Source organism: Halosimplex halophilum (assembly GCF_004698125.1).
In the GTDB taxonomy this organism is placed as follows: Archaea; Halobacteriota; Halobacteria; order Halobacteriales; family Haloarculaceae; genus Halosimplex; species Halosimplex halophilum.
The window spans coordinates 356,038-370,279 of record NZ_ML214298.1; the positions used below are offsets into that span (position 1 = coordinate 356,038).

At 59.1% G+C, this 14,242-nt stretch carries 8 protein-coding genes and 1 pseudogene; 5 read left to right on the top strand and 4 right to left on the bottom strand.

Translation table 11 applies throughout. From position 1 onward, the window contains the following. Positions 1-106: 106 nt before the first annotated feature. Complete coding sequence (locus E3328_RS12815; RefSeq protein WP_246023011.1) at positions 107-2,350, top strand: DNA cytosine methyltransferase; 2,244 nt, start codon at positions 107-109, stop codon at positions 2,348-2,350. 131 nt (positions 2,351-2,481) lie between these two features. On the opposite strand, the gene E3328_RS12820 is transcribed toward E3328_RS12815, so the two are convergent. Both E3328_RS12820 and E3328_RS12825 read right to left on the bottom strand, forming a co-directional pair. Next, positions 2,482-5,394 carry a UvrD-helicase domain-containing protein gene (locus E3328_RS12820; protein WP_135365032.1) on the bottom strand — a complete coding sequence of 971 codons (2,913 nt, stop codon included), beginning with the start codon at positions 5,392-5,394 and terminating at the stop codon, positions 2,482-2,484. Then, positions 5,387-8,017 (bottom strand): PD-(D/E)XK nuclease family protein, encoded by a 2,631-nt coding sequence (locus tag E3328_RS12825; protein WP_135365033.1) that lies wholly within the window; start codon positions 8,015-8,017, stop codon positions 5,387-5,389. The genes E3328_RS12820 and E3328_RS12825 overlap by 8 nt, the downstream gene beginning before the upstream one ends. 140 nt (positions 8,018-8,157) lie before the next feature. Here E3328_RS12825 and E3328_RS12830 point away from each other — a divergent pair, with 140 nt between their 5' ends. The 3 genes and pseudogenes from E3328_RS12830 to E3328_RS12840 all read left to right on the top strand — a co-directional run bounded on the left by E3328_RS12830 (position 8,158) and on the right by E3328_RS12840 (position 12,797). Then, positions 8,158-9,591, top strand: a complete 1,434-nt coding sequence (locus E3328_RS12830; protein WP_135365034.1) for a GatB/YqeY domain-containing protein — start codon at positions 8,158-8,160, stop codon at positions 9,589-9,591. 27 nt (positions 9,592-9,618) lie between these two features. After that, positions 9,619-10,547, top strand: a pseudogene (locus E3328_RS12835) (ADP-ribosylglycohydrolase family protein). A gap of 408 nt (positions 10,548-10,955) precedes the next feature. Next, entirely contained in the window at positions 10,956-12,797 is a 1,842-nt protein-coding gene (locus E3328_RS12840) for a DUF262 domain-containing protein (RefSeq protein ID WP_135365035.1), read from the top strand. A 178-nt stretch (positions 12,798-12,975) separates the two neighbouring features. On the opposite strand, the gene E3328_RS22845 is transcribed toward E3328_RS12840, so the two are convergent. Both E3328_RS22845 and E3328_RS12850 read right to left on the bottom strand, forming a co-directional pair. Beyond that, the gene (locus E3328_RS22845) at positions 12,976-13,428 is read right to left on the bottom strand and encodes a toxin-antitoxin system TumE family protein (protein ID WP_135365036.1); all 453 of its coding nucleotides are present in this window, start codon (positions 13,426-13,428) and stop codon (positions 12,976-12,978) included. Next, positions 13,425-13,940 (bottom strand): winged helix-turn-helix domain-containing protein, encoded by a 516-nt coding sequence (locus E3328_RS12850; RefSeq protein ID WP_135365037.1) that lies wholly within the window; start codon positions 13,938-13,940, stop codon positions 13,425-13,427. The genes E3328_RS22845 and E3328_RS12850 overlap by 4 nt, the downstream gene beginning before the upstream one ends. A gap of 147 nt (positions 13,941-14,087) precedes the next feature. On the opposite strand from E3328_RS12850, the gene E3328_RS22020 reads away from it, so the two are divergent. Then, complete coding sequence (locus E3328_RS22020) at positions 14,088-14,237, top strand: hypothetical protein (protein ID WP_167837393.1); 150 nt, start codon at positions 14,088-14,090, stop codon at positions 14,235-14,237. Positions 14,238-14,242: the final 5 nt, after the last annotated feature.

Below are 14,242 nucleotides of genomic sequence, written 5' to 3' on the forward strand. Positions count from 1 at the left end.
CGATCCTACTATCAAGAGAGGTGGTTGAGTGGCTGTACGGAGTATCCGGAAGAAAGAGTGATCCCTCACCCTGGAGTTTATCCCTGGTGGCGGTTTAACAGGTGGTATGCCTGACCCGGTCACGTCTTCCGATCTACCACTGGGCCTAATTCGTTCAGCGTCGAATACGGAGCGGAATATCCATCGAAAGTTGCTCTTCGAGAATGTTGATTTTCTCATTGATACACTGACTGCTGCCCATTCGCGGAGACAACGAATAACGCCGGTCGGATGTCCAGGTGCAACGCCGGAACAGATCGCACGAAAACGGAGTACGCAGGAAGCAAACTGCCGTTACGCACTGATCAACCGCGAATATACTGTCGACAGTGACTCTCCATGCCCATGCAATGATCCCCTCTGTGGGAGTGACGACCCGCTTGATGGGGTAGCTGCAGCTGTACTCAGTGGGGCCGTCGAATATCCAGCGAGACGATTCTTCGAGCGATATCCTCGAGAAATTGTCCAGGCGCTGCGAGATCAACACGGGAGCTGGGAAGAGATCGCCTCGATGGATCAGGAGCAACTCGCTGATTCTCTTAAGGAGATGACCCGTGGCAGGGGCAAAGGACGGACGCGTGCCGCTCGGCTCCAAGATCTTCTTGAAGTTGTTGGGGAAACACACTACACAGATGGGGTTACGCTTCGAGATTTCTCCCGAGTGAAGTATCAGACCTATGTAGATTTCCTTGCTACTCTACCAGGAATTCAGGAGGGTGACGGCTGGTGGTTGCTCCAGACGGCTTTCGACAAGCCGGTATGGCCCGCAGACCCCAAGATCGACGAGTTGCTCTGTTCACTCGGCCTCATCAAACCAGCCGATCTTCACGATGATGCTGGTCGCCGGCATGACCTTGAGAATGAACTGATAGACCGGCTTATTGCCCCCCTGTTCCGAGCACTTGCAACACATGCCGTCGCTGCCAAGACAGATGTCTGCGGTGAAGATTGTGAGATCAAAAAATTCCTACTAACCCATCGACTTCGACAACAGCAGGGAGAACCGACAGGACCGACAGCAGTGGACGTGTTTGCAGGTGCTGGTGGACTCTCATGCGGGCTAGAAGAGGCAGGATATAACGTCCAGTGGGCAATCGATATCGACTCTGACGCGGTAGCTACCTACCGATTGAATCATCCAGGAATCCCCCACGAAAATGTCGTCTGTGAGGATGTCCGTGAAATCGAGCTTGCTAAACGGATTCAGGAAGCCGCCGGTGAACCCGACTTGCTCGTCGGGGGACCACCATGTCAGTCCCTTTCGAAGGCAGGGTATCGATCACGCCGATCGAACGACGATGAATATAGCATCCTCGACGATGACCGGACGAACCTCTATACCCAGTATGTGAACGCCGTTGATGAGCTTCGCCCGAAAGCCATTGTAATGGAGAACGTTGAGGGCATGGTCAACGAGGTAGGAGATACTGATATACGCGTAATTGACTGGGTGCTCGAAGATCTTGAATTACTCAGTGAAACGGGGCCCGGGTACGATGTTGAGTATCGGTTACAGGACATGACAGAACTCGGTATCCCACAAAAACGGGAACGAGTCCTTCTGATCGGAATCCGAGAGGATCTTGTAGAGGGTTCATCGACTGCTGAAGAGGTGCTTACCGACCTTCCAGTAGCAGACAATTCGCGGACCATCCAACAGGGACTGTCTGGGCTCCTTCGCCTTCGACGTGGAGCAGGAGGGCGAGTACTGACGAAGTCAGTTAGGGGGCAAAAGAGCGACTACGTCTACGAACACGATCTCGATTCAGACACCGATCTCTGCTTCAACCACAAAGCACGGGAACACCCGATGGAGAAAGATCGGATCCTGTTTGACGAGGCGCTGAGCCCTGGTGATACTGGCTGGGATGTCAAATACGATTCCGATGGAGAATATGCAGAATATGTCGAATACGATGTCGGAACCGCTGATAACCAGCGATTTGGTGACAAGTACCGGATGCTTGAATGGTCAGAGCCCTCGCCGACGATTGTGGCCCATCTGGCCAAAGACGCGAACGGCTACGTGCTACCCGATTATTATGAGCACGCCCGACCCGATCCTGCCCGCGCCGACCCGGAGCGAAACCGGGGAATTACCCCGCGGGAGGCTGCCAGGTTACAGTCGTTCCCTGATGACTACATCTTCCTCGGAACGTTCACGAGCTGGTTTAGACAGATCGGCAACGCGGTCCCTCCCGTTGCAGGAAAACAGATCGGGAAGACGCTTAACGCTGTAGTTGATGCTGTAGAATCACCGGTGATGGAAGCGGATTCCGCCGGTGCCGATGAAGCCGTTTCCGATGACTGAATACAAAATTAGCGGATCCCATTCAGCCAAATAGATCTGTCATCGGAGTCGGTGACGGAACATCGGATGTCTTTCTGCCAAGAAATGGGCCTGGCAATTAATCCATACGCCACCTGACAGACAGTCAGCCGTCACAGAAGCAGCGCCCGTTCAGCACATTCCCGCAGTTCGGCCTCCGACAGCGGCTCGATCTCGACCCGTTCGTCGTCGGCCGTGTAGTAGATGATCGGCCGGATCTCCCGGCGGGGATATTCCGCCGAGAGCACGTGGTGATAGACACTCAACTGTGTCCGGTACTCCGCGTGGGCGACCCGCTGGCGGTCGGTCTTGTAGTCGACGATGTCGACTCGCTCGGGCGTCACGTGCAGCAGGTCGACGATCCCGGACAGGACGATCCGCGGGTCGCCGTCGAGTGGACAGATGACGGTCTGTTCGGGCGACAGCGTCCCCGACAGCTCATCGATGAACGCTGCGATCCCAGCCTGTTCGTCCTCACCGGGACCGGACGGGTCCACGTCCTCGCCCAGCGCGTACGCCTCGGCGAAGTCGTGGACGGCGGTCCCGAACTCGGTGCCTTCGCCCTCGGTAATCTCCTCGTAGACGCTGTCGTCCATGATGTCGTGGACGCCCGCCTGCACCGGCCCCTCCCTGCTCGGTGGTGAAACAGACAGCCCAGTCTCCGTCGGCGGATCCCGTTCGACTGGCGTCACCTCGGGGTCGACCGTCGTCGGCTCCCGGTCCAGTTCGGTGAAGAAGTTGCTCGGTTCGTCGCCGGCGGTACACAGGAGGTGGCGCTTGGCGCGGGTCATCGCGACGTAGAGCAGTCGTCGTTCCTCGTCGTAGCTGGACGGGAGCGCACCCGAGAGCACGTCGTACTGCCAGCTGTCGAAGACGTGCGGCCGATCAAGCGACGTATCGAGCACCTGCGTCTGTCGCAGCCCGACGGTATCGTCGAACCGGATCCGGCTCGCGTCGGGGTGCCCGTAGTGGGGGAACGCCCGTTCGTTGAGGTTCGCGAGGACGACGATCGGATACTCCAGCCCCTTCGCGCTGTGGATCGTCTGGAGCGTCACCGCGTCCTCGCCGGGGTTGGCGTCGATCTCCGGCGTCGTACCGGCGTCGAGGTTCGCCTCGAGGAACTCGATGGCTTCGCCGCGCGTGTAGACGGTCGTCCCGTGCAGGTTCGTCAGCTCCTCGACGAGGCCGTCGGCGTAGGGACCGTCGAAGCCGTAGCGGTCGAACACGCGACGCACCAGGCCACCGAGCGTCTCGGTCGCGCGAAGCTCCTCCCGGAAGGTGACCATCGCCTCGGGGTAGGCCCCGCTGTCGAGCAGCTCCTCGGCGTGGGCGAGTGTGTAGCCCGCTTCTTCGAGGACGACCGCCCAGCCGCGGTCGTCGTCGGATTCGACGATCCGCAGCCAGGCCAGCAGGAGCTTCGCCTGGTCGGTGTCGAACAGTTCGATCCCGCCCTCGTAGCCGACCGGCACGTCGTGGTCCTCGGCGGCCTCGATCAGGTCGCGTGCGAACGCTCGCTTGCGCGTGAACACTGCGATATCGCCGTAGTCGGGCGTGTCCAGACGTGCCCGTTCGGCTTCGGCCTTGGCCTCCTCCGATGCATCGTCCTCGACCGTCGGCTCGTCGTGTTTCTCGACGGCGTAGTCGGGGTTGTCGACGACGTGTTGCACCCGGTCGAGGACCAGTTCCAGCTCCCGCTCGTGGGTGACCAGCTCGATCCGGGAGTTGTCGACGTGGTTGGTCGCGTCGAGTTCCGTCATCTCGGCTTCGATCGCCTCGACATCGAGGTCCTCGCCGTCGGTCGCGGGGATCGTGAGACTGTCCTCGGCGAACTCGAGGACCGACGCCGTCGAGCGGTAGTTCTCCGTGAGCGAGATCCGCTCGATGTCCCCGACCTCGTAGGGGACGCGCTCGCGGTCGCGATTCAGCGCCGCCCGGTAGCGATCGATCCGCTCCCCGAACCGCTGGATGTTCTCGACGGTCGTGTACTGGAACCCGTAGATGCTCTGTTTCCAGTCGCCGACGACGCAGATGTTGTCGGTCCCCGACAGCAGCAACGCCAGCTTGAACTGCAGTTCGTTGGTGTCCTGGAACTCGTCGATCATCACGTACTCGTGGCGGACCTCCGCCCGGGCCCGGTCGTCCTCGCAGAGCAGGACGAAGGTGAGCACGAGCAACAGGCTCTGGGTGAGGTAGTTGCGCCCGAGTGCGAACGCCAGGTACTCGACGTACAGGTCGTGGACGAACGACCGGAGTGCCGAGCGGTCCTCGTCGAACGCCGTCGCGACCCACTGTTCGTCCACCTGCGGGTAGTCGACGATGTCGTCGTAGGCCGGCGCGTCCGGTCCGTATGGCCCCATCTCCGAGTCGAGGCGGCTGGCGATCCCCTTCCGGGCGTCCGACTGGTTGTAGCCGTTCGCCCCCTCGATGGGTTCGTTGGCCTCGCGAAACGCCTCCAGGAACGCGTCGCGGTCGCCATTGAGCAGGGCCCCTGACCCGCGGAACCAGCCGTCGGTCGTCGGGATCACCCCTTTCGCGGCCAGCTCCGCGATCAGCGACCGCAGCGACGCCGGGTCAGACAGCGCCGCGAACACGTCTTCGTGTTCGGGATGGCGGTCCTCGAACTGCGAGACGAACGTCCGGAAGCGCGTTCGCTCCTGGACCTCGTCTTCGACGAGATCCAGCGACTGGGGGATCCGCTCGTCGAGCCCGAGATGCGTCGGCGCCTCGTGGCCGTACCGGCGCAGAATCTGGTAGGCGTAGGCGTGGAACGTGCTGATGGGGGCGTCCTGCAGTTGCGTCAGGTCGTAGTCGGTCCGGGCGACGATCCGGTCTCGCATCTCCGCGGCGGCGTTGCGCGTGAAGGTGACCAGCAGGATGTCGTCGGGGTCGGCGGCGGTCGAGTCGAGGATGTTCGCGTAGCGGCGGGTGACGGCGAACGTCTTGCCCGTGCCGGCGCCGGCGTCGACGAGGTGTGGCCCGTCGAGACTCTCGATCAGGTCGCGCTGGCGGGGGTTGGGCTCAAGCATCGGTCGTCCCCCCTGTCAGGATGAGATCCCGGTGGTCCACCCGGTCCCAGTTCGGCCCGTCGTCGTCAAATGCGACGGGGAAGCGGTCGTCGTGATACCGCTCGAGTTCCGCGATCCGGTCGTCGACGAACGACTCGAAGGCATCCAGGTCGTCTTCGAGGAAGTAGCCCGTCGGTTCGGTCAGGTCGCCGAAGATCTTGTCGACCCCGTTGGCGACGTACTTGTAAGAGCCGACCTCCGATTCGGCGAGCGCCGCGAACGACTCTCTGATCGCCGCCCGGCGCTCGGGGTCGTCGCCCTCCCGCGGGAGCTCGTGGGCTTCGAAGAACGTCCGGTACTGCTCGTAGCCGAGCGTGTCGAGGACCTTGCAACGGTCGTTCGAGTCGGCGTAGTCGGTCACCTGGTCGAACATCGCACGGCTGGCGACGAACTCGGCGAACGTGCTCGGGACGTAGGTGATGGGCGTCACCAGCTCGTCCAGGTCGGGGTCGGCGCCTTTCACCATCTCGTCGACGGCGCCGAGCACGTAGACGAAGCGCAACTCGAGACGTTCTCCCGGCCGTTCCCGGCGGTGCTGTGCGAGATACGCCTTCGCCTGGAAGTCGGGCCGGTCGTGGACGGGGTCCAGCGCCGCCTTCCGCTGGACGGTGCTCGCGTCGCGAACGCTCCCGGACTTGTAGTCGACGAGTGTCCCCTCGTCCTGCAGGAAGTCGACGACCCCGTGGAGGCCGAGGTCCGTCGCGGTGAACCACCGCTCGCAGTGGTGCGCGTCCAGCGCCACACCGAGGGTCTCGGCGAGGTCGTTGTCGTGGGCGGGGTCGTCGTAGGTGGTGAACGCGCCGTCGGCGGGCGGCGACGGGCAGTCGTCCAGGTACGCGACGAGTACGTCCAGTCCAACGTCCAGGCGCGTCCTGAGCGCCCGCAGGCGCGGCTCGGTGACGAAGGGGGCCAGCCGGTCGCACATCGCGTCGAGGACGCGCTCGCGTTCCTCGCGGACGACTGCGGGGGCGTTGACGTAGACTTCGGCGGCGTCGTGGAGTACCTGCCCGCGCTCCATCGCCAGGTTGGTCGGCGACGCCAGCAGTTCGTCGAAGTAGTACTCCCGCGGCGCGTTGACGAGTTGCTTCAGCGTCGACTGGCTCACGGTCTCGACCGGGTCGGGCTCCGGTTCGGCCGCGTCGGTGGGCGCCTCGAAACAGCGCCGGTCCCGGCCGCCGTCGTGCGCCTGGCCCGTGTGGTCGGTCACGTCCGGGAGGTCGTCAAACCCGTCGACGGTCCGGTCGTCGAACAGTTCCCGGAGATAGGGACAGGGCGTGACTTCGTCGCCGGCCATCGTCGCCTGGGCGAGCATAAATCGCTGGTCGCCGTTCTGCAGGAGTCGCTGGAAGCGCCGGAAGTCGCGGTCGACGAAGGCTTCGGCGTCGACCCAGGGGTACTCGGGCGGCGTTCGGGCCCACCCCTCGCCGAGGCCGAGATAGAAGACGATCTCGCGGTCGACGGTCGCGGTCGCACCGGCGTCAACCAGCAACACGCCCTCGCTCTCCCGGTCGACGGGCACCTCGAACGACTGGAGATAGTAGACGAGTTCGTTCACGGCGGGCTCGGTCACGCGGGCGTCCAGCCGGCCGAGCGACCGGAGTTCCGTCCGCAACTGGTCGCGTCGCGTCCCGACCAGGTCCTCGAACGCGTCAAGTGTGTCGGCGAACGTCCCCTCCTGTACGGCACGCCGGAACCGTTCGATCCGGCTCCATACCTCGTCGTCGCCGAGGTCGACAGTCGCCACTCGACGGTCGTCGTACTCCCGCGACACGTCGAGTCCGGCCGCGACGAGAAGCGGGCGGACCTCGCCAACGGTCAAGCCGTCGCCGGCGAAACTCGTCTGGAGCAGCCGGAGAAAGAGCCGGATCTCGTCGTCGTCGACGAAGCCCGGACCGCCCTGGTAGGGGACGTTCGCGGCTTCGAGCTTCGCCTCCAGGAGGGAACTGTAGATCGTTCCCTCGTCGAGGACGACCCCGACGTGGTCGGCGGTCGCCGGGTCGATGTGGTCACAGACCGCCTCGACGACCGCGGTCGCGGACGGATAAAGGTGAGTCCGGGGGAGCGGCGTTGTTCCCGCCGCGAAGGGATCGACCGAGCGGTAGGCCGCGTCGTCGTCGGGGAGGAGTCGTCGGTCGAGCGGGCTCAGCGACCCCTCGTCGATGACGGCGATCTCCCGGCCCGGGTCGAGCGTTGTCTCGGCGAGCGTGCGGTGGCTGTTCGGCGTCGATTCGAGCAGATCCACGGCAGCCCGGATCGGGGGCGTATCGAAGCTGGGGTAGTTGCAGATCCCGTCCCGTTCGCCCGTCCGGTCCCAGCAGTCGAGGGTCAACTCCAGTGCGCGCGTCGCCGTCTTCCAGGACAGGTCGGTCCCGCTGACGAACGCGGCGAACAAGTCGCGCCGGTCGTCGGGTGCGAACTCGCCGGTCGCCTGGCTGCGGGGCGTGGCGGCCATCCGACCGATCCGGGGTTCGGTCGCCCGACGGTCCAGCGCCAGCGTCAGCGGGGCGTCGGCGGAGATCGTCACGTCGGCGTCGGCGACCTCCGTGGCGAGGTCGTCGATCGACTTCGCAGTCGCGAGTGACACAGCACATACACCGCATGAACGCGTTTGTAAGTTTGGACTAAATGGGGTCTATTGGGTGTTTCCTTGTTCCCACCTGATCAGCTGACGCCGTTTTTCGTCTACGAAAATATATTAGTAATGTTGGTCCAGTTGTGGGGAAAATGGAAGACTCGCGACAGGCGGTCCTTCGCCGGATGGTCGAGGATGCAACTCACGATTCTGTAACGGTCGAGCGACTCGACAGTCGTCCCAGTTCAGGACTATCGTCAAAAATCGGCCGAGGAGACGGCAGGACGGTCGACTATTACATTCGAGAGGATGAACAACCCCACTTCATCTTTATTGCCGAAAAGGAAACTCCGAACGTCTATGGAGAGGACAAACCCCTCGTTCCAGAACGGTCGAGACTGAGCGATATCTTTCATATAGTAACGGATGAGCGGTGGCTTACACTGGTTGGAACGGCTGATGGTGAAGAAAAGTTAGAGATCGAACTTTCCGAGATCGAAGCGACAAATTACGATACAGAGAGCGAACTCTCGTCCAAGATCCCAGATAAGCTCACTAACAATCGTATCGTCCTTCAGACCGAGTCGCTGTACTACGAGATTCCGATATCCAACGAGTACGAAGAGGGAGATCTCGTTGTACTTCTCGGATATCTCCGTAAAACTGCGGACGCTCGACCGCGGGCGGCTCCACTTGATCCTGATGCCGGTGGATTCACTCTTGGTGGCGTAGAACGGAACGAACCTGATCGGGAGACTGTCCGAGCGGTGATAGACGAACTCCCGCCTGCTGCTATCGATGAAGCCAACGAACTGATCGCGGCCGAAGAAAATGCCGACCGTCTACTTCGGAAACTGAACGAATTGATAGAGGAGTACGAGGGCCAGAACACTGAGGAGACCATCGACGATGTCGTAGCCGAAGCAGAATCGGTCGAAGACCTCCGTGAAGAGGTCCGAAGCCCGATGGAACAGAAAGTCGGCGAAGCGAAGACGACAGCAGCTACTGGTGCTGAACAAATGAAGGATCGAATCGGACGTGCTGATCGTGGGGCTGTTGCTAACTACGCTCTCTCGACCGCGAGAATCGCTCGGCCGTTTGCCGCCTCCGCAAATCCATCGACAACGCTTCTCTTGCTCGGAAGTCTATTTGTCGGCGGTGGGGTTGGTGTGTTTGCAAATACCGGTGATAGCGATATTCTCGACAGGATCGATCCGACGGAATTGCAGCGGCACGCCAGCGCGATAGCCGGCGTCGGTGCAGAACTCGAGGAAATCGACGGTGAAGCCGTTGGTATGTTCCTTGGAGCTACTTCGTATCTAGGCGAGGTACTCGCTCCGGAAGAATATGCGGAGTGGGTCGTTGAAGCCGACCACGAGGCAATGATGGCCGGGATCGAGCATGGGGCGTCCTTTGCCGCTGCCCATGGTGGAGACCGACATCTCGGTGGACTGTTCGGTGGAATGGTTGGACTCTTCGGGAGTTATACCGCCGAGGATCCGGTCGGTGGCACAGAGATGCTGTCCCAGATCCTGGATGAAGACTTACACCGGGAACTCGCTACTGAAGACCGATCGAGCAAATGATTCTGCAGTAGGGCAAGAAACACGTCGATGCTGTACGATGGTGATTGTGTGACTGAAAGAGAGCGCGGACTCGGTCTGTTGCTCGGACTCGCCTGTGGCGACGCCCTCGGGCGCCCGGTCGAGTTCCAGTCGGCCGCTCAGATCGAACGAACCCACGGCCGCGTCACGGAGATGCTGGCCGACGGAACCCACGGCCAGCCGGCTGGCCGGATCACCGACGACACGGAGATGGCCCTCTGTATCGCTCGCAGTCTCGCCGAGCACGGCGAGTTCGTCGCCGAAGACGTCGCCGCCCGGTTCGTCGAGTGGTACGAGAGCGATCCCTTCGACATCGGCCTGATGACGATGGACGCCCTTCGTCAGATCCGCGATGGCGCCAGCTGGGACGAGGCCGGCCAGGCCATCTGGGAAGCACGGCCCGAAGGCCAGAACGCTGGCAACGGTAGCGTGATGCGGTGTGCACCCTACGCCATCGCGTTTGCCGACCAGCCCGACCGACTCGCCGACGTGAGTCGCCAGTCGTCGGCGATCACCCACGCCGACCCGCGATGCACGTCCGGCTGTGCGATCTTCAACCGGACGCTCGCAGGGTTGCTCACCGGCGAGTCTCGACCGCTCGAAGCCGCACTCGATGCCCTCGGGAGCGAGGCACCCGACGAACTCGTCACCGCGCTCGAAGCCATCCCCGGCGGTATCGACCCGTCGGCCCTCCAGTCGAGCGGCTAGTCGTCCACACGCTGCAGACCGGCCTCTATCACGGGCTGACGGCCGACAGCGCCGAGGACGCGATCATTAGGGCAGTCAACATGGGCAACGACACGGACACCGTGGGTGCCGTAGTTGGCGCAGTCGCCGGTGCGCGCTTCGGTGTGGCTGGCCTCCCGGAACGGTGGTGCTCCGAGCTGTCCCACGACGACGAACTCCGAACACTCGCTGCGGATCTCGCGACATTGTAGTCCCTCACGAATCCGGACGTAGATTCCACACGGTTATGCGATCAATCCCAGTACCGCGTCTTCCAGTGATCGGTCCTTCTATTCGGGCTCCGCAGCGTCACTGATTTCGCGCCCGTTCGTCTGGGTGAGGAAGACGCTCATACTGGCACAGATTCTGCATTGCACATCAATTTGGGAGTGTGGCTACGCGCTACGGCCACACTTTACCGTTCTGTGGTACATGAGAGAAATGAAATATCCGTAATTGTGCGGTCACGGCACTCATAGGCTTCGTCACTCCGTCGTAGAGGGAGAAACGATAGAGACTAAATCAGAAATTTGGCGATAGTGAATTTTTGAAATAGTATAATTTGAGGATTATTCTCTGGAACGTTATTCTTATTTGTCTCCCGTTTCCTGTTTGATAACATGGCAAATACTGATTCTCAGACTCTCAGTGGGCTCGTCACGGGTGACAAACGATTCGAGATCCCACCGTACCAACGGAACTATTCATGGGAGAGTGAACAGGTCGATGACCTTTGGTCCGACTTGATTGAGGCTGTAGAAATGGACCGTGACCATTACATTGGAACCTTCCTCCTCATGGAAGAGGAACGCGACGATGAAACAGTCCTCCAGATTATTGACGGCCAACAGCGCATTACCACACTGATAATCCTCCTGTTTGAGCTGCAAGAACGGCTTGACGAATTCGGAGAAGAAATTACTGCCCGAAAGATCCGAGGCGAGTACATCGCCCGCTACGGGACCCAAAAGCTAACCCTCGCAGGAGACGACGAGACGTTTTACGAGCGCAAAATCCTTGAGAATATGGCCGATGACGACCGGTCTGGTCAGAATGAGGTTTCCGTTTCAGATGTTGACACCGATAGCCCGTCCCAAGAGCGTCTATTGGAAGCCAAGCAAATGTTACGGTCCCGACTTGAAGAGGGGGTCCCTGATCAGATCCCTCATGACGAGCCGTCAGTGTTTTACCGCGATCTATATGAGACGGTGAAATCGTTACCCTTACTTGAGTATTCGGTTGAATCACGGAGCGAGGCCGCACGGATCTTCCAGACGGTCAACGATCGAGGTAAAGATCTCACTGCACTTGAGATTACGAAGAGCTATCTTATGCATCGCGTATCCCTGCTTGAAGACGGAGCGAAAGCAGATGACCTCATCGGGAAGATACAACAGGAATTCAGTGAGATTTACGATAGTATCGAGAATATTAGTGGGCCAAGCGAAGACCAGATCCAGCGATACCACTTTATTATGTGGAATCCGGAGTGGACGACTGGCTGGGATAACCGGTACTATCAGAATCATCTAGATCACGTCAAGGAGCACTTCCGATCGGTATCGAGCGCGGAGGAGGTGATGGACTATGTCTATGAACTTGAGACGATGTTTGGTCGCCTAGATACTCTGATTAATTTCGAAACCAAGGTTGAAAGCAGTCGAGTAAAAGATCGGCTTGAAAGTCTATTTATCGCGGGCCGCTTGGGTAACTTTTACCCGCTATTGATGGTCGCATACGACCAATTTAAGAAAGATCAAGTGACTGAAGACCAGTTCTGTAGACTGTTACGGCGGATTGAGACGTTTATTGTAAGAACATACATCATCCAGCAGAAAAGTGCGGATACTGGTCGATCAAGGGCATATCCTCTCTCTAGAAGACTATATTATAGTTCTACAGAAGCAGTTCCTGAATCAATCGATCCGCTCGGCATTGAGGAGGTGATTGGCAAACTAGAGAGCTACATTGACAATTACTGCGACGATGACCAGCTTGAATCAACTCTCGCTAAGTCTAACGTCTACAAATATTACAGTGGCTCTAATCGCTTGAAAGAGCTACGGCTCTTGCTATACGCCTATGAAGCATCTCTTGAACGAGCAAAAGAAGATCTTCAGTTTGATGCAGAGAAAGTCGTTAAATCTGATAACGGCCGAATATCTATTGAACACGTCTGGCCGCAGACACCAAGTGATGAATTTGAGGAAGAGACGAAGGCACAGATTGAAGAACACAAGCACCGGTTAGGGAATCTCGCGCTTATGACTCGGGAGGATAATGCTGCGAAAGGGAATGATCCATTCAGTGTAAAGAAACAGAACTTTGATGGCTCGAAATTCAGGATGCTTGAAGAGATTTTCGACAAGGATGATTGGAATGTTGATCGGATCGATGTCCGAGAACAGCAAATTTTGCGTGAAATCCGTGAGAGATGGCCTAATGGTTCTAACTCGGAATAGCTGACTTTGTCTTGGAGATGGAAGTTTCTCTATCTCTTCACCTACTTCAGTTACTCTGTTGTCCGGGAATACAACGGACTTGACCCCCTGATCGTTCCTCAGGATGCTACTATTTCTAGATAGCAACCTGAATTCCCCTACTCCTCAGGACTGACTTGGTGTTTACTGAGTCGAAGTACTACGGCGGATTCGACATCGTATTCAACCGTTCGAAGTCTCTAGCTTCGTAAGCCGCTCGCCACATTGCGTGGACCGCCCGAGTCACGAGTGAAACCTCCACAACCTCGATACAGGATGGTTCAGCAGTAGCAGCTGTCCCCGGCGATGGTGGATGGAAGTGACGCTCTGGGGAATGTGTATTCGGATGCCGGTCGAATCGCCAATTAACGTCTTCACTATCCGTGTAATGGAACGAGTACATATCGAGTTCGCTCCACTGGACATCCAGGCGAGCCATGTCTGCGGCAGCTACCCCATCGCTGAGTTGTATCTGCAATTCCGTTGGCGAGACAGAGTCGTCGTATCGAGTATCTTCGACTAGCGGTTCGAGTTCGACCCAGAGAGACCGGATCCGACGAAGTGCAGGAAGATAGATCGGCCCGAACTCACCAGCGCGATCGCCCTCAGTCATGCAACGAGCTGGTGGTTGGCTTCGTCGTACGCGAGTGCGGCCTGGGCGATCGCGAGGTTCTGCCGTGTCGTCTTCCAGGCAGTCAGGTCGTCCCAGCCTTCAGTATCGTCGGGGTCGAGTTCTCGAGCGAGTTCTTCAGGTGAAAGAACACCGTAGTCATCCTCATAGCCACGGATCTCGGTTTTCATCCGTTCGATCCCCTCGAGGAGTTCCTCGCGATCGGCTTCCTCTCTGAGCTCGCGAATCCGAGTCATGAGCACGCGATCCGAATTGCGTTTGTAGAGTGTCGTCTGGCCGTCCTGCTCGGTTTCGGCAAAACCCGTGTTCACGAGGGATTTACAGTGGCGCCGGGCGGTTGGCTCGCTAACGAGCGCTCGCTCGGCGAGCTCCGCTGCTGATTGTCCCTCGTGTGTTTGCTCGATGATTTCATACACCCGCTCGAACGGCGTCGTCTCAGCCTTCCACTCCTCCTCTACGTGTTCGTTGATGTCGTCCCATTCTTCAGCAGGCATGTTTCCGGCTACGTTTCCGACGAATAAATAGTTTCGTGAGAAAATTATCTGCTGTTCTTGAACCCATGGTAGACTACCCGGATACTCCGCTGTACAAGATCGCACCCTGGCTAGATTCAAATATGGAGACAGGGGAACCCTGGCTAGATGGATTCTGAAGACACAGACCATCACCAAGCCTCACTGGACGATCTCGCCGTCGACCACGGCACCGGGCAAACCTCGACCAAGCCAAGTGAATCGATTGAGGCAGGTGCGCTGGCCGAACTCGTCAAGAACTATCCAGTAGTTTGTTGACTAAG

Bases quoted from the DNA above. Each gene is read 5' to 3' on its own strand.
- E3328_RS12820 (WP_135365032.1), bottom strand. From the start codon at position 5,394: ATGCTTGAGCCCAACCCCCGCCAGCGCGACCTGATCGAGAGTCTCGAC.
- E3328_RS12830 (WP_135365034.1), top strand. From the start codon at position 8,158: ATGGAAGACTCGCGACAGGCGGTCCTTCGCCGGATGGTCGAGGATGCA.
- E3328_RS22845 (WP_135365036.1), bottom strand. From the start codon at position 13,428: ATGACTGAGGGCGATCGCGCTGGTGAGTTCGGGCCGATCTATCTTCCT.
- E3328_RS12840 (WP_135365035.1), top strand. From the start codon at position 10,956: ATGGCAAATACTGATTCTCAGACTCTCAGTGGGCTCGTCACGGGTGAC.
- E3328_RS22020 (WP_167837393.1), top strand. From the start codon at position 14,088: ATGGATTCTGAAGACACAGACCATCACCAAGCCTCACTGGACGATCTC.
- E3328_RS12850 (WP_135365037.1), bottom strand. From the start codon at position 13,940: ATGCCTGCTGAAGAATGGGACGACATCAACGAACACGTAGAGGAGGAG.
- E3328_RS12815 (WP_246023011.1), top strand. From the start codon at position 107: ATGCCTGACCCGGTCACGTCTTCCGATCTACCACTGGGCCTAATTCGT.